This is a genomic window from Microcoleus sp. Aus8_D2 (genome assembly GCF_036702665.1).
GTDB lineage: Bacteria > Cyanobacteriota > Cyanobacteriia > Cyanobacteriales > Microcoleaceae > Microcoleus.
Map to the genome: position 1 here is coordinate 117,650 of NZ_JAUBUN010000014.1, position 21,805 is coordinate 139,454.

General features: G+C 44.2%; 25 protein-coding genes and 1 rRNA gene. 8 read left to right on the plus strand and 18 right to left on the minus strand.

The window, feature by feature from the left end:
- Positions 1-111 precede the first annotated feature (111 nt).
- Both QUB64_RS13840 and QUB64_RS13845 read right to left on the minus strand, forming a co-directional pair.
- On the minus strand, positions 112-576 hold the full coding sequence (locus tag QUB64_RS13840) for a YkvA family protein (RefSeq protein WP_333277860.1): 465 nt from the start codon (positions 574-576) through the stop codon (positions 112-114).
- A 12-nt stretch (positions 577-588) separates the two neighbouring features.
- Positions 589-1,041 carry a hypothetical protein gene (locus QUB64_RS13845; protein ID WP_333277858.1) on the minus strand — a complete coding sequence of 151 codons (453 nt, stop codon included), beginning with the start codon at positions 1,039-1,041 and terminating at the stop codon, positions 589-591.
- Between the two features lie 36 nt (positions 1,042-1,077).
- Between QUB64_RS13845 and QUB64_RS13850 the strand changes: the two genes are divergently transcribed.
- Positions 1,078-1,905, plus strand: coding sequence for an SDR family oxidoreductase (locus QUB64_RS13850; protein ID WP_333277856.1), 828 nt, complete (start codon positions 1,078-1,080; stop codon positions 1,903-1,905).
- Between the two features lie 132 nt (positions 1,906-2,037).
- Here QUB64_RS13850 and QUB64_RS13855 read toward each other — a convergent pair whose 3' ends face one another.
- The 8 genes from QUB64_RS13855 to sufB all read right to left on the minus strand — a co-directional run bounded on the left by QUB64_RS13855 (position 2,038) and on the right by sufB (position 9,775).
- Entirely contained in the window at positions 2,038-2,460 is a 423-nt protein-coding gene (locus tag QUB64_RS13855) for a hypothetical protein (protein WP_333277854.1), read from the minus strand.
- Positions 2,461-2,475: 15 nt separating this feature from the next.
- Positions 2,476-3,108 carry a Uma2 family endonuclease gene (locus QUB64_RS13860; RefSeq protein ID WP_333277852.1) on the minus strand — a complete coding sequence of 211 codons (633 nt, stop codon included), beginning with the start codon at positions 3,106-3,108 and terminating at the stop codon, positions 2,476-2,478.
- Between the two features lie 143 nt (positions 3,109-3,251).
- On the minus strand, positions 3,252-3,680 hold the full coding sequence (locus tag QUB64_RS13865) for an Imm1 family immunity protein (RefSeq protein ID WP_333277850.1): 429 nt from the start codon (positions 3,678-3,680) through the stop codon (positions 3,252-3,254).
- On the minus strand, positions 3,680-4,075 hold the full coding sequence (locus QUB64_RS13870) for a deaminase (RefSeq protein WP_333277848.1): 396 nt from the start codon (positions 4,073-4,075) through the stop codon (positions 3,680-3,682). Before QUB64_RS13870 ends, QUB64_RS13865 begins: the two co-directional genes overlap by 1 nt.
- Positions 4,076-4,275: 200 nt before the next feature.
- On the minus strand, positions 4,276-5,538 hold the full coding sequence (locus QUB64_RS13875; protein WP_333277846.1) for a SufS family cysteine desulfurase: 1,263 nt from the start codon (positions 5,536-5,538) through the stop codon (positions 4,276-4,278).
- A gap of 312 nt (positions 5,539-5,850) precedes the next feature.
- Positions 5,851-7,194 carry a Fe-S cluster assembly protein SufD gene (gene sufD / locus QUB64_RS13880; RefSeq protein ID WP_333277845.1) on the minus strand — a complete coding sequence of 448 codons (1,344 nt, stop codon included), beginning with the start codon at positions 7,192-7,194 and terminating at the stop codon, positions 5,851-5,853.
- Positions 7,191-7,985: a Fe-S cluster assembly ATPase SufC gene (gene sufC, locus QUB64_RS13885; protein WP_333277843.1), complete on the minus strand. Its 795-nt coding sequence runs from the start codon at positions 7,983-7,985 to the stop codon at positions 7,191-7,193. Before sufC ends, sufD begins: the two co-directional genes overlap by 4 nt.
- A gap of 350 nt (positions 7,986-8,335) precedes the next feature.
- Complete coding sequence (gene sufB, locus QUB64_RS13890; RefSeq protein ID WP_333277841.1) at positions 8,336-9,775, minus strand: Fe-S cluster assembly protein SufB; 1,440 nt, start codon at positions 9,773-9,775, stop codon at positions 8,336-8,338.
- Between the two features lie 187 nt (positions 9,776-9,962).
- Between sufB and sufR the strand changes: the two genes are divergently transcribed.
- The 5 genes from sufR to QUB64_RS13910 all read left to right on the plus strand — a co-directional run bounded on the left by sufR (position 9,963) and on the right by QUB64_RS13910 (position 12,759).
- Positions 9,963-10,664: an iron-sulfur cluster biosynthesis transcriptional regulator SufR gene (sufR, locus tag QUB64_RS13895; RefSeq protein ID WP_333277840.1), complete on the plus strand. Its 702-nt coding sequence runs from the start codon at positions 9,963-9,965 to the stop codon at positions 10,662-10,664.
- Positions 10,665-10,782: 118 nt separating this feature from the next.
- The gene (locus tag QUB64_RS13900) at positions 10,783-11,190 is read left to right on the plus strand and encodes a hypothetical protein (RefSeq protein WP_333277838.1); all 408 of its coding nucleotides are present in this window, start codon (positions 10,783-10,785) and stop codon (positions 11,188-11,190) included.
- Between the two features lie 643 nt (positions 11,191-11,833).
- Positions 11,834-11,950 (plus strand): 5S ribosomal RNA (gene rrf / locus QUB64_RS13905).
- Between the two features lie 333 nt (positions 11,951-12,283).
- A complete protein-coding gene (locus QUB64_RS32980) occupies positions 12,284-12,529 on the plus strand; it encodes a DUF4258 domain-containing protein (protein WP_442921662.1) in 246 nt (81 codons plus the stop codon).
- A gap of 11 nt (positions 12,530-12,540) precedes the next feature.
- Positions 12,541-12,759, plus strand: coding sequence for a DUF2283 domain-containing protein (locus QUB64_RS13910; RefSeq protein ID WP_333277836.1), 219 nt, complete (start codon positions 12,541-12,543; stop codon positions 12,757-12,759).
- Positions 12,760-12,776: 17 nt separating this feature from the next.
- On the opposite strand, the gene QUB64_RS13915 is transcribed toward QUB64_RS13910, so the two are convergent.
- From QUB64_RS13915 to vapB, 6 genes are all read right to left on the minus strand, one after another.
- A complete protein-coding gene (locus tag QUB64_RS13915) occupies positions 12,777-13,094 on the minus strand; it encodes a hypothetical protein (RefSeq protein WP_333277834.1) in 318 nt (105 codons plus the stop codon).
- A 136-nt stretch (positions 13,095-13,230) separates the two neighbouring features.
- Positions 13,231-13,479 carry a hypothetical protein gene (locus QUB64_RS13920; RefSeq protein ID WP_333277832.1) on the minus strand — a complete coding sequence of 83 codons (249 nt, stop codon included), beginning with the start codon at positions 13,477-13,479 and terminating at the stop codon, positions 13,231-13,233.
- An 87-nt stretch (positions 13,480-13,566) separates the two neighbouring features.
- Positions 13,567-14,790, minus strand: a complete 1,224-nt coding sequence (locus QUB64_RS13925; protein WP_333277830.1) for a GTPase family protein — start codon at positions 14,788-14,790, stop codon at positions 13,567-13,569.
- 252 nt (positions 14,791-15,042) lie between these two features.
- A complete protein-coding gene (locus tag QUB64_RS13930; RefSeq protein ID WP_333277827.1) occupies positions 15,043-15,249 on the minus strand; it encodes a hypothetical protein in 207 nt (68 codons plus the stop codon).
- 138 nt (positions 15,250-15,387) lie between these two features.
- Positions 15,388-15,690, minus strand: coding sequence for a hypothetical protein (locus QUB64_RS13935; protein WP_333277825.1), 303 nt, complete (start codon positions 15,688-15,690; stop codon positions 15,388-15,390).
- Between the two features lie 50 nt (positions 15,691-15,740).
- Positions 15,741-15,977 carry a type II toxin-antitoxin system VapB family antitoxin gene (gene vapB, locus QUB64_RS13940; RefSeq protein WP_333277823.1) on the minus strand — a complete coding sequence of 79 codons (237 nt, stop codon included), beginning with the start codon at positions 15,975-15,977 and terminating at the stop codon, positions 15,741-15,743.
- A 181-nt stretch (positions 15,978-16,158) separates the two neighbouring features.
- On the opposite strand from vapB, the gene nadC reads away from it, so the two are divergent.
- Positions 16,159-17,022 (plus strand): carboxylating nicotinate-nucleotide diphosphorylase, encoded by an 864-nt coding sequence (gene nadC / locus QUB64_RS13945; protein WP_333277863.1) that lies wholly within the window; start codon positions 16,159-16,161, stop codon positions 17,020-17,022.
- A 544-nt stretch (positions 17,023-17,566) separates the two neighbouring features.
- Here nadC and QUB64_RS13950 read toward each other — a convergent pair.
- Both QUB64_RS13950 and QUB64_RS13955 read right to left on the minus strand, forming a co-directional pair.
- Entirely contained in the window at positions 17,567-18,595 is a 1,029-nt protein-coding gene (locus QUB64_RS13950) for a C39 family peptidase (RefSeq protein ID WP_333277821.1), read from the minus strand.
- Positions 18,596-18,969: 374 nt separating this feature from the next.
- Positions 18,970-20,298: a M16 family metallopeptidase gene (locus tag QUB64_RS13955; protein ID WP_333277819.1), complete on the minus strand. Its 1,329-nt coding sequence runs from the start codon at positions 20,296-20,298 to the stop codon at positions 18,970-18,972.
- 278 nt (positions 20,299-20,576) lie between these two features.
- On the opposite strand from QUB64_RS13955, the gene QUB64_RS13960 reads away from it, so the two are divergent.
- Positions 20,577-21,470 (plus strand): hypothetical protein, encoded by an 894-nt coding sequence (locus QUB64_RS13960; protein ID WP_333277817.1) that lies wholly within the window; start codon positions 20,577-20,579, stop codon positions 21,468-21,470.
- The last annotated feature ends 335 nt before the right edge of the window (positions 21,471-21,805 follow it).

A 21,805-nucleotide genomic window follows, 5' to 3' on the forward strand; every position in this document is an offset into this window, starting at 1 on the left:
TTCTTAAAAGTTCGTAGTAAGGACTTCAGTCCTTCTTAATTTTTAAGTTAATCAGGACTAAAGTCCTTACTACAAACCTGTTAGATCGCGAGTCATGAAACGCCGCTAAAATTATTTACCAAACCAATCACTCATTTTCTGCTGTGCTTGTGCTTTAGTCTCAGCATTAATATAGACTGAAACAGTCGCAATCGCCGCCAGCAACACCCCCAAATCGTCCGTAAATCCAATACCAACTAATACATCTGGAATCGCGTCAACCGGAGATATAAAATAAGTCAAAGCTCCCACAACAACCGTCTTAGCCCAAGCCGGGACGTTGGGATTTTGAGCTGTGTAGTAAAGCGTCAAAGCTTTTTCAACTACTTCTTTACCTGCGCTTAAAGCAAATTTTTTAAGTTTAGCCCAAAAACTTTCATCGGAATAGTCTGTTTGCGAATTGCTGAGGTTTGTTGTGGTTCTTTTGGGGTCGATTAAATCGAGAGGAATGCCCTTATTTTTGAGCTGGGAAACAGCAGTATTAAATGATGCTGATGCTTGATTGTTTTTGGGCGCCGACTCCTGGATTTGTTTCATGTCTGCGAAGAATTATTGCATGGCTTGAATTTGCAAGTCGGAAACTGCGAGCATTTTTTTCGCGGATTGAATCGCCTCGCTTTCTGTGGGATGCAGCGTATTATTTGCCAAAGCAATGCCGATTAAAAAATACATGACTCCCAAACGCAGCGGTTCTTTTGACTGACTGAGTGTTTGCAAACAATCGCTCAGAGATGGCGGATTCGCGGTGTAGGATTGGATTTGAGCTTTGGCTGAGTCGGAAAACTTGTCTAAATTTATGGTCTTAAACAACAAATTTAGTTCGTCAATATCAACGGAACCGTCGGCGGCTGCGATCGCAAATAAAGCTCCATAAAAAGCTAAAAGTTCGGTTTCTGAGGATGTAGCAAAAATATCTGCTTCGGACATGATGCAACTGGGATCGCTCGCGACGATCTCGATCGTACCACAAACCTGACCTTGAATCTTTGCAAAAACCGGCAATAATCTTAGAAGCTAGGACAAAATGGAGAATTTTTGATGAAAGTTGCGATCGTCGGGTGCGGCTATGTGGGTACTGCGACAGCCCGACATTTACGCGGTAAATCTGATTGTACTGTGACAGCGACAACTACCACGGCAAGCCGAGTCAGTGAATTGGAGGGTGTCGCCCAGCGGGTAGTTGTGGTTAAGGGAAATGATGCAGGTGCGATCGCGAATTTGCTGCAAGACCAAGATGCTGTTATGCTGTGCGTCGGTGCTCCAAATCCTCAGGCTTATCGGGAAAGTTACTTAGAGACGGCCACAACTTTGGTATCGGTTTTACAGCAGATACCGACAGTCAAGCAGGTGATTTATACGGGTACTTATTCTGTGTATGGCGACTGTCAAGGTAAAGTGGTAGATGAAGATTCGCCCGTCGCGCCAGCCAATCCCAACGGTGAGATTCTCGCCGAAACCGAACGAGTTTTATTAGCAGCATCGAGTCCAAATCTGCACGCGTGCATTCTGCGCTTGGGTGGTATTTACGGCCCAGGGCGAGAATTAGTTAAAATCTTTGGAGGCTGGGCTGGGACGACTCGTCCCGGTGCGGGGGAAGATGCTACAAATTGGGTGCATCGGGATGATATTGTTGGGGGATTGACCTTTGCATTGGACAATCGATTGCAGGGAATTTACAATTTAGTCGGGGATGTGTCGCTGTCTAGTCGCGAATTGCTCGATCGCATTTTTGAAACTCACAATCTACCGAAAGCTACTTGGGATACATCTGTTAGCAGCGTGCGGCCTTATAATGCGAGGGTATCGAATCAAAAAATTAAGGCGGCTGGTTATCAATTTATCCATCCTGAAATTAGGGAGTTTTAAGTAGAAGGAAGAAGTTCGGCAACGGATTTTGTAACGGATGTAGCGGATAGAAAGAAGTTGGAAGAAGGAACAAATAAAAAGTATAAATTCTCCCCCTCTCCCAATCTTCCCCACTCCTTCTCAATTACCTGATTATTTCATATTTTCTGTAATCGCTTTTGCTACAGATATCAACTGATGGGGAGTTAAATCATCCTCTGGATTGGCAACTGGGCCCCAGTTTGTATAGCGAGTGGATCTGCCTGCACCTATTGCCACAAAGGCTCGAATAGATTCCAAGTTACCGCGAGCCATTTCAAAATAAGTGTAGGTAGCTCCCCAGCACAGATATTTGTTGGTAATTCCTCCGATTGTTCCCTTGCCTAAATCCATAATTTTCACCAAAGAAACAGAGACATTCCTTTGACAAGCTTTGTCATAATAAGAATAAGCTACCGGAGCCTTCTCATTGTATTTATAGTTAGTTGCAAATATTGCTAGCTCAGAGGGAGTCATAGCGAAACAAGGATTTGCTGCGGACAGAAAAACAATTGTAGTAGTTAGTAATTTTTTCATGATGTGAGATTTTTTCTATATTTTATCCTTAACCCAAGTTCTAAAAGATTTCAGCAAAGCCATTTCCCCCATCGTTTGAGTGCGAGTGAAAAAAACAGCCATTTCCGCTGCTGATACAAAGGGAAAAGCAATACTAAAGTCTCGCTCAATATATTCTGTTTCTACCAACTGATAAAATTTCAAAACTCGCCCGTTATACAGCCAGAGTTCCGGGACTCCAAGTGCGGAGTAAATGGCCAACTTATTAATTGAACTGTTGGTGATATCTATTTCAATTGCTAAATCTGGCGGTGGGGCAGTTTCTAAATCCAGTTCTTCCCTGTCTCTGACTGCTGGTTCACTTTGGATATAATAGCAATTGTCAGGTTCTATGCCTTTTTTAGCTTGTTCTCGCTTGAGAGTCATTGAGCCAGCACTTTTGATTTCAATTCCGAGTTCTTCTGCTAAAATGAAAATGAAACGATCGGATCTGATCTTGGGATTTTCATGTTCGTATAAAGGACTCATAATTTCCAGTCTCCCTTCATCGTAAGCTATGCGATAACCTCGCTTATCGCCTATTTCTTTGAGCAGCGTTTCAAAGGTTGACCAGCTAATATTTTCTAGCAGGGTTCTCTGTTCGGCTAAACTTGAAGTGGTAGCAATCATCTCAAAATCTCCTTGAGCTGAGAAAACTCTAGTTTTATTTTACCACGGGCAAAGCTACTATCAAAAAGGGCTATTTCCTACGGCATACCTGCGCTTCGCGCTGTTTTTTTACCGCAGATGCAGGCGGATGAACGCGGGTTGTGTCAAATCTTATTTGATGACACCGCTAATTCTTTCTCTTCTTCCCAAGACAGCGATCTTTGAAGTTCTCCTGATGCTGTAAATGTTTGGGCTGCCAACAGTGCAGTCTCTAAATTAACACACATTTTGGCGGAATAATTGCCTTCTTGTCCGCCGACAACTAGCTTTTCTATTGCATCTGGTTTTGATGGCTCTACTAAATTATAGAAGCTAACGTTATCAAAAGTTATGTTAACAATATATTTGCCAGATTCACCACCACCAATACTCATATAAGACTCGTCATCTGCACCCAAGGTAACTAAAGTTTTAGTTTTCCCATTTAAATCGCGAAGGGCTTTTTCTATTTGATTCCAAGTAGGACTTTCTATTAATTCACATTCATCCTGGTTGCCAACCCAATTTTCTGCTGATAGGTTTAATACAAACATTATTTCCTCCTTCTATTTGGCGGTTTAACGGTTATTGTATTACTTCCACTGGGAGTAATAATTTCTAATTCTTCTATATTTAACTGCCAAGCCATAGAGTTTACTCCACCTCTTAAGCCGCAGGCGGCACAAAGTTCGCGATCGCAAATCAAACGTGCTTTACCTCCTCTAATGCACGCATCGGCTGCTTGTTGAAAAGCATCGGCTTCAGCGTGGGTTTTGGTGATAGGATTGACATTAAAAGTTATTTGCCGACGATTGGGGTTGCTGCCAGAGTTGATACCAAAAAAACTTTGACCAGCTATTTCTAGTTTAGCTATGGTTGATTTATCGGTTTCGCTGCCAGCGGGTGGTAAACCTAGGCTTTGTCTGTATGCACCTAGTTCATCAAACACATTTTGTATTTTTGCCTTTCCTGTGGGTTGACAGCCCAATTTTACCAGGTTGCCTTCTGGTTTTGGGATTTGGGATTGCGATCGATCTTTCTTTTACCGTAATGAATAAAGATACTCGATTGAGATTTACTTCTGAGCTTAGTTATGCTGAAATAGACTCAACTAAGTAAGGGGTGGGCAAATGCCCGCCCTCTAACAACTTATCCCATCATCTCACCAAAAAAGTCGATCGTCTCTTTCAGCGCTTTGACAAACACATCAATCTCCTCAGGGGTATTGTAAAAATACACACTTGCCCGCGCCGTAGATGAAACGTTCAAATAGCGGTGCAAAGCTTGCGTGCAGTGATGCCCGGAACGAATCGCGACCCCCTCCTGATCCAACATTGTAGACAAGTCTTGAGGGTGAATTTCTCCGGCGCTAAATGATGCTAGCGCTGCCCTACCTTCACCGTTGCTGTCTGGTTGTGGGCCGTAGATTTTGATCTCGGGAATTTGCCGCAACTGTTGGAAGAGATAAGCAGTCAAGTCGGCTTCGTAAGCGTGAATCTGCTCCATGCCTATGTTACTAAGATAGTCGATCGCAGCACCAAGGGCGATCGCCTCACCGATTGCCGGAGTCCCCGCCTCAAACTTGTGCGGCAAATCAGCATAGGTGGAATATTCGAGAAACACATCAGCAATCATCTCGCCACCGCCGAAAAACGGAGGCATTTCTCTGAGCAAATCCAGTTTACCGTACAGAAAACCGATACCAGTCGGAGCGCACATTTTATGACCGGAAGCAACCAGCCAATCGCAATCGATTGCTTGCACGTCTATTACCATGTGCGGTACACTTTGGCAAGCATCAATTAAAACTTTTGCGCCGAAACTGTGGGCGATTGCGCAGATTTCTTTGACTGGATTTATGCAGCCCAAAGTATTGGAAACGTGAACTACAGACACCAACTTAGTTTTGTTTGAGACTAGCGTTTTGAACTGTTCCAAATCAAACTCGTAAGTTTCGGTTAATTCCACAAATTTTAGCACCGCGCCCGTTTTTTGAGCAATCATTTGCCAGGGAACGAGATTGCTGTGGTGTTCCATTACTGACAGGATGATTTCATCTCCCGCTTGCAGGTTGTTCAAACCCCAAGAATAAGCAACTAAATTAATCGCTTCGGTAGCATTGCGAGTGTAGACAATTTCTTGCCGCGAAGCCGCATTGATAAAAGCAGCAACTTTATCTCTAGCGCCTTCGTAAGCATCTGTGGCTTTGGCGCTGAGAGTGTGCGCGCCGCGGTGGACGTTGGAATTATATTTTTCGTAGTAGTCGCGCCAAGCGTTGAGTACAGCTAGGGGTTTTTGAGATGTAGCTGCATTGTCGAGATAAACTAGCGGTTTACCGTTGACTTTTTCCTTGAGAATTGGGAAGTCACCGCGAACTTTTGAGGCTAATGTTTTTTCTTGAATAAGTGTCATATTTTCTGAAGTTAATAATGAGAAGTTAGTTGTTTACAATGTGATGGCACAATTCCATTTTAGGTGATATTTTATTTTTCACCAACAGCAATCAGGGGTTTTCGGGTGGGTGGGGGCGGGTTTATTTAAGCTGTTTGTACTATTTGGGGCTATTGGTGAACCCGCCCCTACAGGCTTGTTTAAAATGGTACGAAATGTGAGAAAGAGTGGACATTTTTTATTTAGTTCACTCTTTATCTTCAGTCGGCGTCCGGCGGACTTTGTTTGTGTAGTCGCGAATTCTATTCGCCTTCTACTTGGCGTTCTATTCAGTTATTCTTGCACAGCCACACAGGTAGAAAGCATTTTCGCCACTCCCACAATCGGCAATAGATTGAGAATTTCCGCCGCAAAAGCATCAATCAGCAAATAGCGACTTCTTTCTAAATCCAAACCGCGACTTTGCAAGTAAAAAAGTTCATCATCTTCTAACTGACTGACAGTTGCACCGTGGGAACATTTAACGTTATCCGCCACAATTTCTAACTGCGGTTTTGTGTCTACCCGCGCCCTCGGCGATAGCAATAAATTGCGGCTCAACTGTCCGGCGTCTGTTAATTGTGCGGCTTTGCGAACAAAAACTTTACCGTTAAATACTGCACGGGCTTTGTTACCGACAATGCACTTGTGCAATTGCCGACTTGTGCCGTGGGGGTGATTGAAATCGATTAAACTGTGAGTGTCCGCTAACTGTTCGCCAAAGGCTACGGTTAAGCCGTTTAAAGTTGTTTCGGTGCCTTCGCCGCGCTGAAATACTTCTAAATTGTGCCGCGATATTTTGCCGCCCAAGCTGATAGCATGACAAGTATAACGACTGTTGCGCGCTTGCTCGATCGCACTTTTGCCCACATGAACCACATCCAAACCTTCGCGCTGAAGCCGAACATGGTTCACTGTGGCGTTTTCAGCAACAACAACATCCGTCACAGCATTCGTAAATGCGGGTACATTGCCGATAGTTGCGTAATCCTCAACGAGAGTGATTTTGCTTCCAGCCTCAGCTATGATTAAGCAGTGCGGCTGACACATCGTCCCAGATGCACCTGGTGCGGTCAGGAACAGCAAATGAATCGGAAGGTCGATCGACATATTAGCCGGTACGAACACCACCGCAGCATCGACCAAACCCGCAGTATTCAAGGCTGTGAACACTTCAGTTTGCTGTTTGTGCTTGCTCAAAACATCGGTGATGCGCGATCGATATTTTTCCGGTACGTTAGATAGATTACCTGCATAAAAGTCGATCGGCCAATTCGGCAAAACCGACACATCCATCGCCGACAAATCCGGCGCATAAAAACCGTTAACAAATACCAATCTCAACGGTAAATCATCCCGATTTTTCACAGGCATAATAATATCAGTCAGCTTAACAGTTGACTGATTGCTCTGCGGTACATGAAAAGGAACTTGCAAAACCGGCGACAAATCAGTAAAGCGCCATTCCTCATCCCTCACCGTCGGAAAACTCGCAGCCAGAACGTATTCAGTCGCCGCATCCCGCAAATCCTGCAACCCGTAAGCCGAAGTATTAGTATTAGCAGCCTCCAACTTACCGCACTGATTCACCAAATCAGCCAAAAACATTTCCCTAGTAGCAACCTGCGTATTTATCATCGCGCGCCAACTCCTGCTGCTGCTTCCTCTTCTACAACCCAGTCATAACCGCGCTCTTCCAATTCCAGCGCCAACTCTTTCGGGCCAGTCAAGATAATTCGGCCAGCTTCCATGACATGAATAAAATCAGGAATAATGTAATTCAACAACCGTTGATAGTGAGTAATCACCAACATCGAATTTTCAGCAGTTGACAACTGATTCACACCACCAGCGACAATCTTGAGAGCATCGATATCCAAACCCGAATCAGTCTCATCCAAAATAGCTAACTTCGGTTCCAGCAGCGCCATTTGCAAAATCTCATTCCGCTTTTTCTCACCGCCGGAAAAACCCTCATTCACGCTGCGTCCCAAGAAAGTCGGATTCATCTTGACCACATCCAGCTTATCCTCGATTAAATCTTGGAAATCAAAAGCATCCAACTCTTCCAAACCGCGATGTTTGCGATGAGCATTGTAAGCCACACGCAAAAAATCGACATTACTAACGCCCGGAATTTCCAAAGGATATTGGAAAGCCAGAAAAATCCCCGCCAAAGAACGTTCTTCCGGCGGTAATTCCAGCAGATTCTGTCCCAAAAAAGTAACTTCCCCGCCCGTCACCGTATAAGCAGGATGGCCAGCTAATATTTTGGACAAAGTGCTTTTCCCTGAACCGTTCGGGCCCATAATCGCGTGAATTTCACCCGATTTAATTTCCAGATTCAAACCCTTAAGGATTTGGGTATCTTCCACATTCGCAGTTAAATCGCGGACAGATAACACCACTTGACTATTTTCAACAATCATCTCTTTTTTTCCTGACTCCTCTAATTTTTGTGTCTTGTTCCAATTCAACAATCAAGGTTCGTAGTCAGGACTTCAGTCCTTCTTAATCAAGGTTCGTAGTCAGGACTTCAGTCCTTCTTAATTCAGGTTCGTAGTGAGGACTTCAGTCCTTCTTAATCCAGGTTCGTAGTGAGGACTTCAGTCCTTCTTTCGCTCCAGAAAATTAGCGCATCAAACCATTTTTTGCCTGACTCTTGAAGAAGAAGGACTAAAGTCCTTACTACAAACCAAATTATCGGCTATAAATGAGAACTTTGTAGTCAAGAAGAAGACGGACTAAAGTCCTTACTACAAACCTAATCTTAAGTTTTTTACCCGACACTGCCTTCCAGCTTCAGGCTCAACAACTTATCAGCTTCCGCCGCAAACTCCATCGGTAACTGATTGAAAACATCTTTACAGAAACCGCTAATCATCATCGAAATAGCATTTTCTGCGGAAATTCCCCGCTGGGCGAAGAAGAACAATTGCTCTTCGCCAATCTTAGAAGTCGAAGCTTCGTGTTCCACTTTAGCCGTGTGGTTCTGCACTTGAATGTAGGGGAAAGTATTCGCTTGGGCGTTATCGCCAATCAGCATCGAATCGCACTGAGAATAATTGCGAGCGCCCTTAGCATTCGGCCCCATTTTTACCAAGCCGCGATAGCTGTTGGCAGAATTTCCCGCCGAAATTCCCTTGGAAATAATCGTGCTGCGAGTATTTTTACCGACGTGGATCATTTTAGTGCCGGTGTCAGCTTGCTGCTTGTTATTTGTCAGCGCTACAGAGTAGAATTCGCCCACCGAATTGTCGCCGACTAACACGCAACTGGGATATTTCCAAGTAATCGCCGAACCTGTTTCTACTTGCGTCCAAGAAATCTTAGAATTAACTCCTTGACACAAACCGCGTTTGGTAACAAAGTTGTAAATTCCGCCTTTACCGTTGGCGTCGCCGGCGTACCAGTTTTGCACAGTCGAGTATTTGATATCGGCATTGTCCATTGTTACCAATTCCACAACAGCGGCGTGCAGTTGGTTAGTGTCAAACATCGGCGCGGTGCAGCCTTCGAGATAAGACACAGAACTGTTTTCTTCGGCAACAATTAGCGTGCGCTCGAATTGGCCGGAATCTCCGTTGTTGATGCGGAAATAGGTGGACAATTCCATCGGGCATTTGACGCCTTTGGGAATGTAGACAAAGGAACCGTCGCTGAATACGGCGGAGTTGAGGGCTGCGAAAAAGTTGTCGCCGACTGGTACGACGCTACCGAGATATTTTTCTATTAATTCTGGATAATCTTTGACTGCTTCTGAGATGGAACAGAAGATAACGCCATCTTTGGCTAACTTTTCTCTAAATGTTGTAGCAATTGAAACGCTGTCGAAAACTGCATCGACTGCGACGTTTCCCAGCCGTTTTTGTTCGGAGAGGGGAATGCCGAGTTTCTCGAAGGTTTCCAGGAGTGTGGGGTCTACTTCTTCCAAACTGTTGAGCTTTTTCGGCTTTTGTTTGGGCGCGGAATAGTAGATAATGTTTTGGTAGTCGATCGCCGGATAGTTGACATGAGGCCAAGTAGGCTCACTCATCGTCAGCCACTTCCGGTATGCTTTGAGGCGGAATTGCAGCATGAATTCCGGTTCGTTTTTCTTGGAAGAAATCAGGCGGACTACATCTTCGCTTAAGCCGCGGGCGATGGTGTCTGACTCGATGTCGGTGACGAAACCGTATTTATAGGGCTGATTGACTAGGGTTGTGACTGTAGAGCTCATTAATTTTGCGCTTTCGAGTGTTCTGGATAAGTCTCTCAAAGATGGCAGACGCTTGAACTGTCGGGGCCCGGCGAGTTCTGGGGGCTGCGGGAGGCGAGTTAAACAACAGATTTGTTGCTTTAGTATATTTTAAGCTACATTAACAACAGCGATCTTGTCAAAGTCAAATAAATAATTTTTTGTGAAGATGATGGAGACGACTCAGCAGACTTCCACGAAACAAGACATTCTGCAATATTTGCTCAAGGGGGGTCAAGGAACGGCTCTTGAGTTGGCGGAGTCTTTGCAGATGAGCCCGCAGGCGGTTCGCCGTCATTTGAAGGATTTGGAGGTGGAGGGGTTGATTCAGTATCAGTCGGTTCAGGCTGGTATGGGGCGGCCGCAGCATATCTATGAGCTTACCAGTATGGGGCGCGATCGCTTCCCGAACCGTTACGGCGATTTTGCCGTTTCTTTCCTCGATACTTTGGCGGAAACTGTCGGGCGCGAGCAAGTTATTACTATCCTGCAAAAACAGTGGCAGCGCAAGGCCACGGAGTTCCGGCGGCTGGTGGGTTCTGGTTCGCTGGAAGAACGGGTGATTAAGTTGGTGGAACTCCGCAGGGCTGAAGGTTACATGGCTGAGTATTATCCTGTAGAATCTGTAGGTGTGGAAATGTGCCCTGATGTTAAGGGCGATCGATTTGTGTTGATGGAACACAACTGCGCGATTTCTAATGTTGCTGAAACTTTTCCGAGCGTCTGCGGCAATGAGTTGGAAATGTTTGCTGCGGTTTTGCCGGATTGTAACGTGGAACGGACTCACTGGATTATTGATGGCGAACATCGCTGCGGTTATTTGATTGCTCGAAAGAAGGAAGAAGGAAGAAGGAAGAAGGAAGAAGGATGAGGGAAGAAGGTTTAAAATTACCAATTACCAATTACCAATTACCAATTACCAATTACCAATTACCAATTACCAATTACCAATTACCAATTACCAATTATCTATTACCAATTTTTAATATATGGAACCATTAGCAGATTTTTTAAAGCCGGAAGAGTGTGCCGAAGTTGATATGGCGTTGCTGTCGTCGAAGGAAAAGTTTTCGACTCGATTGGCAATTTACGGTTTGAGGGTGCTCAAGCAAATTGCTGGGGAGACTGGTTTGCCGATAACTGAGGTGTCTAACCAGCAGGTGATGGATTGGATTAAGAATGATGAGAGCATTCAACAGTCTATTCAGGTTGATGCTAGTTTTGAGAACTTTTTTACTAATTTGGTGGTTTCGTCGTTGCGACCGTTGAGGCAAATTGCGGCAGAATCGGAAAGTGCGATCGAACAATTAACAGTCAAGCAGGTCGTGGCGTGGTTTGTCAAGGACGGGAAGATTCGCCGAGAGCAGGGAACCGATGCCGCTTTTTTGGATTTGTGACGCGCTCCGATTCCCAGAAACCGGGTTTTTGCCGAATTTGTCGGCTGTAACGAAATATTTTCAGAAAAACCCGGTTTCTCGCCCCTCATCGGACTCCTAGAAACCGGGTTTTTTCGGTAATCTGTCGGCTGTAACGAAATATTTTCAGAAAAACCCGGTTTCTCGCCCCTCATCGGACTCCCAGAAACCGGGTTTTTGCCGCATCTGTCTGCTGTAACGAAATATTTTCAGAAAAACCCGGTTTCTCGCCCCCTCATCGGACTCCCAGAAACCGGGTTTTTTCGGCATCTGTCGGCTGTAACTCCGTATTGTCGTAAAAACCCGGTTTCTCGCCCCCTCATCCGACTCCCAGAAACCGGGTTTTTTCGGCATCTGTCGCCTGTAACGAAATATTGTCGTAAAAACCCGGTTTCTCGCCCCCTCATCGGACTCCCAGAAACCGGGTTTTTACCGAATCTGTCGGCTGTAACGAAATATTTTCATAAAAACCCGGTTTCTCGCCCCCTCACCCGACTCTCAAAAAAAACTTTTCACAAAGGGGTTGACAGACTGGGGAAAGCTTGGTAATCTAATTAAGTCGAGCGAAAGAGATGCAGCGCATCAAACTTAACGCAGACACAGGATTTAAAGTTTTCAAAGCTTTCCTGGTGCTTATGGTGTAATGGAACCACTCCGATCCATCTCGAACTCGGCTGTTAAACGTTACTATGGCGAAGATACTCGGCGGGTCACTGCCCGGTAAAATAGCTCAGTGCCAGGTTAATAATAAACTAAAGCTCTTTTCCAGCAACAACGGAAAAGAGCTTTAGTTTTTGGCGGAGTTGTTAGTCATTTGCTCGATCGCTCGGCGGTTGAAACCGCTACTACACAAACGAAGTCCGCGCAACGCGAGACTAAAGAATAAACGAGGTATTAAATCAAGATTTGGTATAATCTACTGCAAGCATCGCTCATTAACTAGCCTTGCACAACCATCCGCATTGGACTAAGGTTAGTTTATGAACTGAGTTTTTTCAGAGCATGGAAAATGTAGATATTCATGTGAATCAGCAATTTAAATTTTTAATTTATTGGACAAGAAATAGTCAAACCTATTAGATTAAGTAATCATGCCCAGGAACAAGCGATTGAAAGAGGTACAAATGAAGCAGAAATTATTGATACCATTATGACAGGTAATCGGCAACCTACTAAAAATGGTAGGTACAAATATCAAGCTACTTTTCAGTATAATAATGATTGGCAGGATAAGTTCTACTCTCTCAAAAAAGTAGTACCGATTGTTGCCGAGACTGATACTGAGTTAGTCGTAATCACAGTGTATACTTTTTATTTTTGAGGTAAAAATTTATGAAGATTAGTTATGATTCTGAAGTTGATGCTCTATACATCAGACTTGTAGAAGGTAAGCATCAGTGTCGCACCTTACAGTTAACTGACGAAATTACTTTAAATATTGGGGAAAATGAGTTATTGGTAGGGATAGAAGTTTTAGATGCTACACAGGTTTTAGGTAGTGGAAATATACCTAATGTGGTGCTAGAAAATATAGCTTTTACTGTAGCTTAAATTCGCTCTCTGGCTGATTAGTCGTTACTTCCAAGCGATCGACCTCCTCGAACCATTTTGCCCACCCAAGCTTTAGCAATATCGTCTGCGATTTTGGCATCAGCTATTCTATATTGGTGCTTGTGCATCACAAAGTCGATGAACTCGCTGACTTCTGGTAAAAATGATTCTGGAAGTTGCTGCAATTTGGCGATCGCGATCTCCCGAATAGTCATAATAGTTGCCTCTTTCAGTCGTCTTGATTTTAACACAATCATCACAACATCGTGCTTATAATGTAATGGAACTACCATCATTTGCTCGATCGATCGGCGGTTGAAACCGCTCCTTGTCAAACGAAGTCCGCCGGACGCCGACTGAGGAATAAAGAGCTTGTTAAATCAGGAGCTTAAATAGAAAGAGCGATCGGGTTTACTGTTATCAAACAGAATCGCACTGACAATTGCATTTGTATCAAAAACGTAGCGCATCTTACTCATCAAAAAGAATTGAATCCAAAATTTCTGGGGTCAATCCTCGCGCTTGAGCATTCCGACTCATCTCACTCATTACCTCCTCTAGCGGTCTTTTGCGTCGAATTGCATCACTAAGTTTCAGGCTAAGTAATGCCTCCAATTTACGACGCTGTTCTTCAGAAGCAGCCTCAAAAATTTTAGCAACTTCAGCATTAACGCGAATTGCGATCGTTTTGGTTTGCATGATGGTTATGTGATGTTTCAATGACTGTTTTCAAATAAGCTAGAATTGCCGGGGATTTGAAGCATATTTTAACACAATCATAACCAGCGATCGCCCTTATTTTAGCAGTCAAGAGTGGGCTTTGCCGTTATTAAGAAAATAAGCGATTGCTGCATCCCCCAAACCCTTTGTAGCAATTGTACTAGCTCCCGCAGATAGCACGCTACCCCAACCAGGTACGAACTTCAAAGCGATGTCAGCGATGCCCACCATTCCAGCATCTGCACCAGCAGCTACTCCGAAAGTTACCGCAAAATCTTTGACTGTTTGTTCCGAAAACTCCCGACCACTGAGCCAACCGATATACATCACCATAAAAGTTTGAATAGCCGCAACCACTGGTATTGCTGCACCAGGTATCGGGTTTGCGGAGACAACGCCACTCAAGCCTGAACAGGCGACAACAACTGTATTAGCAGCAGTGAGTTGAAACTCTGCAAGGTGTGCCATTCGTGCGAGAGAGCTGCGTGTTTCTCTTGGCGTATATTTGATCATTGTTTCAACTAATTTAGTGATATTCCATCGGTAGTCCTTGCCAGAAAGTATCAAGCCATTTCTGCCATTTTCATACTTAGCGTATGCAACGGTTGGAACAACCTCCTTTATATGAAAACGCAACTTCTCCCGCTGTTGTAAATAACCATAAAAAGATTTAACTTGTGCGTCAATATTGTGATTTTTCTCCTCGTCATCGGTCGGCAAACGTTCGTAGGGAGGAGCTACTTGATCGCAGTGGGTTAAAACTCCTATCATGGGCAAATCACGTTTATACTTGTTCTTAATTTCCGTGAGAATCAATGTACAAATATCAATATCTTCTTGACTGCCACTATGAACTTCTGTCGCCTTGCAGATAAAAAGAACAACATCTGGACACTCTTTGTTTACAGCTTGCATGATGCTTTCAAATGGACTTTTTGCTGGATCGGCTTTCCTCGGAGCTTCTGCTTCCTGTAAACCGCGTGTGTCCAGAATATGTAGTAAATCAACGCCGTCATGATGATAATCTTTCCATTCAGCCTTGCCTGTCTCTGGCTTTGTATCACTCACTTCTGCAACTCTCAACCCGCATATTGCATTAATCAAGGATGATTTACCAGCTCTAGATCGACCAATTACCATGATTCTTGGCGATCGTAGTCCTTGCATAGCAGAGCGTAAACTGTTCAGTTTCTCTTGAATGTCGCCTTTCAGTGGAACAATGCTGGGGAGATTATCAACAATTTTGAGGATTTCTGTTACTAAAGCTTCATTGCGGTTAATCGCCTTATTTGTCTCGTCAGAAGCAGGCATTTTCAAACTCCCAGTTTAGATAGTAATTATGTGTGAAGCCTTGATAGCAATAATTAAGCGGAAAATATAAATCTTATTTTATCAGGTTCGTCCTCAATTAGCAAGGCAAATATTGTATTTTCATTGATTATGACCATATTCGTTGAACATCATAGGCATCAAAAGCAACATCGCAACTAATCAAAACAAGGGAATGATTCAACTTTATGAAAATTAGTTATGATTCCGAAATTATCGGCTGTATCTGAATTGTTATACTGCTGAATCTAAGCCATATTTTAATAACATATCTCCATAATCATTTAATTCATAAATAATGCCTCCAGAAGAAGGTTCAACCAAATATCCAGGATCTATACCAGCCCACTTAAGTAGTCCAGCACTTTGAAGACTCGCAGCAATATTCGGATTGCTCTGAATACCAAATGTAAAGCTAGTCAGGTAATTTAAGTCAGACATATATACACGATCGACTATGGACGATAATCGCATAGCGTCCTCATAGGATATATTTCCGAGGATATGGTGCTTGAGTAGTCGTCCTAAAATTGATGGTTTTTCGAGGCTGTCTGCACGGTCAATTAGCAGTAATAAAGTTTATTCAAATTCACGCTTTTTCTGGGGATTTTTATTGATAACTTCAAGGAAGCTTTGACGTTTTTCATAGGAGACATTGGGTAGCTCTACCAAGAATCTTATCAGTTTCTTGATGAATAACCCCTGGGAAATTACAACAGTCGCTTTGGCTAAATTATAAATGCTGTTAACAACAGGAATCTCACGCAATACACCTTCATTTACAATCTGGTCAAGTGCCACTTCAACTAAATCACGCCCTAGGGAACTAATTTGCTCACTGGCGATGGAATTGAACAACTCAATACGTGTTTCTTGGTTCATTTGTTGTCTCTTGTTGAAATTTACCGTCCCACTAATAACAGTAAAGTAATCTAATGCTGAGCATCAACATATTCCTTTATATCCTCAAGCGGCTCATCAAAGTCATCAGGTAGTGGTAGAACAAACATTCCTTTCATTGTTCCGGCAACTCGACGCTTCTGTGTCGGCTTTTCTTGAGTTGAGTTTTTAGACTGCTTTTCTAGCAAAAACTCAATATAATGAAGCACTTCTGTCTGGAGAGACTCAGGGAGTTCTTCTAGTTTTTCTAAAATGACTGGCTGTATCATTGTTTCTACTCGCGATCGCCCTATCCACTCCATTAAAGCACCAAAACCCAATGTCAGCAACAGAATAGCCCATTATCTAGCCCGATCGCCCAAAATCGCAATCACACCATCATCATTCTGCAACTTGCCGAAAATCACCCGATCGACTATTCTTCCTAGTAGCAGGAATAACAAAGAAAATATGAAAGCAATATTGCCGCCTTGGATAGTTTTAGACTCGCTGTTGCACAACTGGCTGCTAGAAGATATCGGTAGGGGCGATCGCACGACATCGGCCTTATTCCCCGCAGAGAGCGTCCCAGGTACTGCTAAATGGATTGTCAAGGAGGCTGGAGTCGTTGCTGGATTGCCAATTGCCGATCGCACTTTTAAACTTTTAGACAGCAGCCTCACTTTCATCCCCCAAGTACCCGAAGGGCAATTCTGCGACAAAGGACAAGTAATTGCCGAGATTTCTGGCAATTTCGATGCGCTGTTAATGGGAGAAAGAGTAGCTTTAAACTTAGCAATGCGTTTGAGCGGAATTGCTACTTTAACTCGCAAATATGTTGACAAAATTGCCGATTTACCCGTGCAATTAGTCGATACCCGCAAGACAACTCCGGGATTGAGATTGTTGGAAAAGTACGCGACTCAAGTCGGCGGTGCTTGCAATCACCGGATGGGATTGGATGACGCAGTGATGATCAAAGATAATCATATCGCGGCGGCTGGCGGTATTGGTGAGGCGATCGCCCTAATTCGCAATTCGATTCCCTATCCGCTGACAATCGAAGTGGAAACGGAAAGCCTTGCTGAGGTTGAAACGGCTTTGCAGCACAAGGCTGATATTATTATGTTGGATAATATGTCTTTTGATTTAATGCGGCAGGCTGTGGCAATAATTCGGGGAAAGAGCGATCGGGTAAAAATTGAAGCTTCCGGGAATGTGACTTTAGAAACTATTCGGAGTGTGGCGGAAACCGGAGTTGATTATATTTCAACTAGCGCTCCAATTACGCGATCGACTTGGCTGGATTTGAGCATGAAAATTCAGAGTCATTAGTCATTGGTCATTAGTCATTTTAGCCGAAGAGCGAAGCCGAAGGCTGGTCATTAGTCATTAGTCATTAGTCATTTTAGCCGAAGAGCGAAGCCGAAGGCTGGTCATTAGTCATTAGTCATTAGTCATTAGTAACGAACGAGCCAATTATTGATTGCTGACTACTAATTTCCTACTGATAAACTGAGGAATATTGACTCATAGGATTAAGAGTAAAGAGTGGTTTGACGGACGATGAATCATAGGCATTGCGGTGTGTCGTGCGAAACCTATACATAGAGGTAGGTTCTGTGTAAATCCTTATTAAGGATAAGGTTTGCGAGTTCTCTACAGCAAAACATGACTAATGACCAGCCTTCGGCTTCGCTCTTCGGCTAAAATGACTGATGACCAGCCTTCGGCTTGCTTCGGCTACGCGGTTATCGAGCGAAGTCGAGATACAGCACCAGTCGCTCTTCGGCTAAAATGACTAATAACTAATGACTAATGACCACCCTTCGGCTTCGCTCTTCGGCTAAAATGACTGATGACTAATGACTAATGACTCTTACTTAGAGATAAAATGCACCCAAAAATTCCCATCAGCCATACAAACGCTGCGGATTAAACGATAGGAATAATGCAAGTAAGAACCGCTGACAGTTGTGTCATAACCCGTGGGGAACCATTCGCCATAGGGATCGTGAACGAAGAATCCTTCGCTGTCGTAGCCTGCGACAACTATAATGTGACCGAAAGATGTGAAGTATCCGTGGATGACAGCGGGATTTCCGCTGGCGAGCCAATCTTGAACGTCATCAATCGTTGCATTCTCGGTAAAGTAATCTTGAGCGCCGTAATCTCTAACAATCTTTGCTAAATCTTTGGGTTCCCAGCGACTGTAACCTTTGTCGATCGCATATTGGTAGAGTTCGTCTTCATATTGTCCGGTTTTTTGGCGCCGGGGAACTCTCAAAAAGTCCAGACACATCGCTATGGAAGTGACATTGCAAGTACCTGTAGGATTGTACAAGTTATCCATTCGCGATCGATAAGGAATGCCAAGTCTGACAGTGGGCGGATTCGGTTTGGGATAAAGTAAAACGCTGTCTAGAGTAATTTGAGCGTGTACTCCGTAAACATACCAAATCCCTGAACCTTTGAAAGACTCGTTGCGCAGAGCAACTCTAATGTGGCCCCGAATCGGAGCAAATGCTAGGAGTTCAAACTCTTTTCCCGCTGGGATTACTTGTTTTTCCGCTTCCTGAAGTTGAGATGACGCCAGCGGTTTTGATTTAAAAATGGTGTCTTTGAGCGTTTTCAGGATTAGGGGAGGTGTGGGAATTTCCCCGGGTTTGGTTTCGATCAGCTTTGTGGCTGTGACTGATCCCAAAAAACCCGGTTCGCCACACTTCATCTGGGTTTGAAATCGGTGGAGGGCGGCGGTAGAAAGAGGGCCAAAGATTCCGTCTACTGGAGGTTTTAGTAAACCCAGGTCAATGAGGCGACTTTGAATTTGGCGACTGAGTTCGCCGTCTGCGGCAATTGCTTTGGCGTCGTACCTAATTTTTGACTTGAGAAAGTTTTGTAATTTCATGCTTCCCTGCACACTTCAACGATTCCAAGTTTATAGTCTCAGAAATTTACGGCAATTTTACCGATCGTCCGCACCTTAAGGGCTTTGTATTCATGATTCGATACAAAGCTTTAAGGCGAGAGCCGATCGAACTTGATATCCTGTCCGGTCGATCGATCGCAATAAGATTGGTTCGTAGTGCGGACTTTAGTCCGCAGATGAAGAGCGGACTAAAGTCCGCACTACGAACCTTTTTTTGTTAAGCTCGTAAATCAGACATGATATGACGCAGTATTCTCCTATCAAAGAAGGCGATGATTTACCTTCTTTGTGCTGTGGTAAGTCTTCCTAGCTTGACAAGCAAAGGATTGCGGCTGGGAAGGAAGCAGTCGCGTTTATGCTGCTTCGGGGCGAATTACCACGACACCCATCGCGTCGGGAGATAGGTATTTGACGGCGGCTTCCCGGATATCCTCCGCAGTTTGAGCTTGGATGCAGGCTGCGTAGTTGAGGGCGGGAGCGATATCTCCTACCATCGACTGATAGTAACCATACAAACTGGCTCGATCGCTCGGAGTTTCGTTACCGAAGATAAACCGATTTGCTACTTGGGTGCGGATGCGGGAAATTTCGGCATCTGTCACCAGTTCGGTTTGCAGAGTGCGGATGTGTCCGACGATGGCTGCTTCCACTTCTTCTATATTTTCTGTCGCTAGTTGAGCGGAAATCGAGAATACACCGCCGAGTCGCTGAGTCATGTTGCTGACAGAAATTGATGAGACTAGCCCTCTGTCTTCGCGCAAATCCTTAACCAAGCGAGTTGTGCGCCCGTGGCCCAAGACTGTCGCCAAAACGTCGAGGGCATAAGTTTCGGACATTTCCACAAAACCGGGGACTCGCCACATCACGATTAGTCGAGCTTGCTGAAGGGCTGAGTCTACGAATTCGCGGCGGACTGTTTCGGTAAACGGCGATTCTTGGCCGTAGTTGAGAATTTCGGATTCTGGGTGAAAGCTGCTGACAGCGGGCAGATTGCTGGTGCTGTTTTGTGCTGTGCTTTTGGCGGCAAAACTTTCTGCGACAATTTCAATTAGTCGATCGACCGGCAAATTGCCTACAGCGACGGCTGTCATGGCCCCTGGCTGGTATCTGGTGCTGTGGAAATCCCGCATTTGTTGGGCGGTAAGATTTTCGATGACGGAAGTCGGGCCGAGTACCGGTCGTTTGTAGGGCAGGACTTCAAAGGCTAATTGCATCGATCGCTGATAAGTACGACGGCGGGGATTGTCTTCCGATCGTCTAATTTCTTCCAATACTACCAGCCGTTCGCGATCGAAAGCGTCATCGGGAATGCTGGCGTTGAGCAAGACATCGACTTGCAGGGGAGCTAGTTCGGCAAAATCTTTAGGCGCTGTGGTGATGTAATAGTTCGTGTAATCTTGACTGGTTGCTGCATTGGTGACAGCGCCGCGTTGCTCGATCGCCCGCTCAAATTCTCCGCTGGGAATGCTGGGAGTTCCCTTAAAAATCATATGTTCTAAAAAGTGCGCCATGCCGTTGATTTCGTCGGATTCGACGGCTGAGCCTAGATTCATCCACACGCTGAGGTTAACGGCATCGACCGGCAAGTGTTCCGCTATAACTGTGAGGCCGTTGGGGAAATGGCGCACTGTTGGGGCGTTGAGGGGCGATCGGGAGGAGGATTTGAGCAGGGTTGATGTCATTTGGGTTTTAAAATTATCTTCTTCTCTATATCTTAAAGGGTGTTTAAGGAAGTCATCAGTGATAAGCAGGCGATCGACTGTTGGTTGGTGGCTGGTGGGGAGCAAAGCTAGTGCGATCGCGAAATGCCAGATCGGTGAGGGCGTGAGGGCGATCGGAAATCACTGCGAATCGAAAAAAATCACTTTAATCAAGATATTTATAAATTTTCCGGTTTCCCAAGGTTGAGTGGCGTGGATATTTATGTGGGTTGTCACTTCAATCGAGAGAAAAAACATTTATGAGCCAGAATTCTCGAAAAATTAATTACACTAAATGGAGCTTTATCTTAGGTACTCCTATTGCTTTTTTTGCATTGGTTGCTACGGCTGCTACCGTTCCAGGATTTAGATGTAGTATAGATAAAACTGCCGCCGTATGTTCAGAACAACGACAAGATGTTGAACTGCAAACACAAACTGAAGAGGGAGAATATTTAGCTGGTGTAAAAATTATATTCACCGCTAAAGGTGGACCCGAACCCCAATATACCGATAATAATGGTTATGCCAAAGTCAAGATTCCCACCAAAGGAGATGTTCGTGTTAATCTGACTAAGACAGGTTATCCAGCTCAAAATTTTACTATCAACCTAGAAAACGAGCAAACCACAACCAGAATTATTCGATTGAGCAAATCCGGTCAACCCAAAATTGATGGCTCGCCTCCAATTTCACCCCCAGTAACACCAACACCAACTCCCACAGTAACACCAACACCAAGTCCCGTACCTTCAACTGCTGCTGCAACGACTGAAGTTCAATGCCAAAATATGTACGGGTATGAAAACTTTGACTATGATAAATTAGTTAGTGTCGGAAAACGTACTGAGCAACCGAGTAGCGGTTTTACTATTACGGGATCGCAACCCAAATCTTTTACCTGTAAAATAATTAAAAACTCAGGTGAAATCAAACTAGCTTATGGTTTACCTGACAACTCTCAGCTAAATCGTGTATCTGTCAAGATGTATGTGGATGGTGTTCTCAAAAAAAATTTGGAATTGGATCGCGGTCAGGCCATACGCGAATCACTAAATATTAAAGGTGCATCGGGGTATACGATCGATTTTGAGGTTCTTCCCAAAAATGCCTACATTTCAGGTGAGATCTATAATCTTTTGCCTAAGCCATGAGTGAATTTAGCCTTTAATCTATCTTAAATATTACCCTTATTTCTTAGTCCGCGCAGGCGGACTTTGTTTGTATAGTAGCGGTTTTAACCGCCGAGTAATCAAGGAGGCAATGAACCATAATCTGGTGCAAGTGCTTTTATGTTAGAATAAATTCAGCAAAAGCATTAGAGAGTTATCTATAGATCGCTACTAAATTGATATACGACACGTCAGTGTCTAAAATTGCCGAAAAATACCGACAATAAGGCTATACAGTATTGGTTGACCCTGAACCAGAAGACATCCCTTTCGATTTAGGGACATATCGCCCAAATTTGATTGTAAAAAAGAACGAA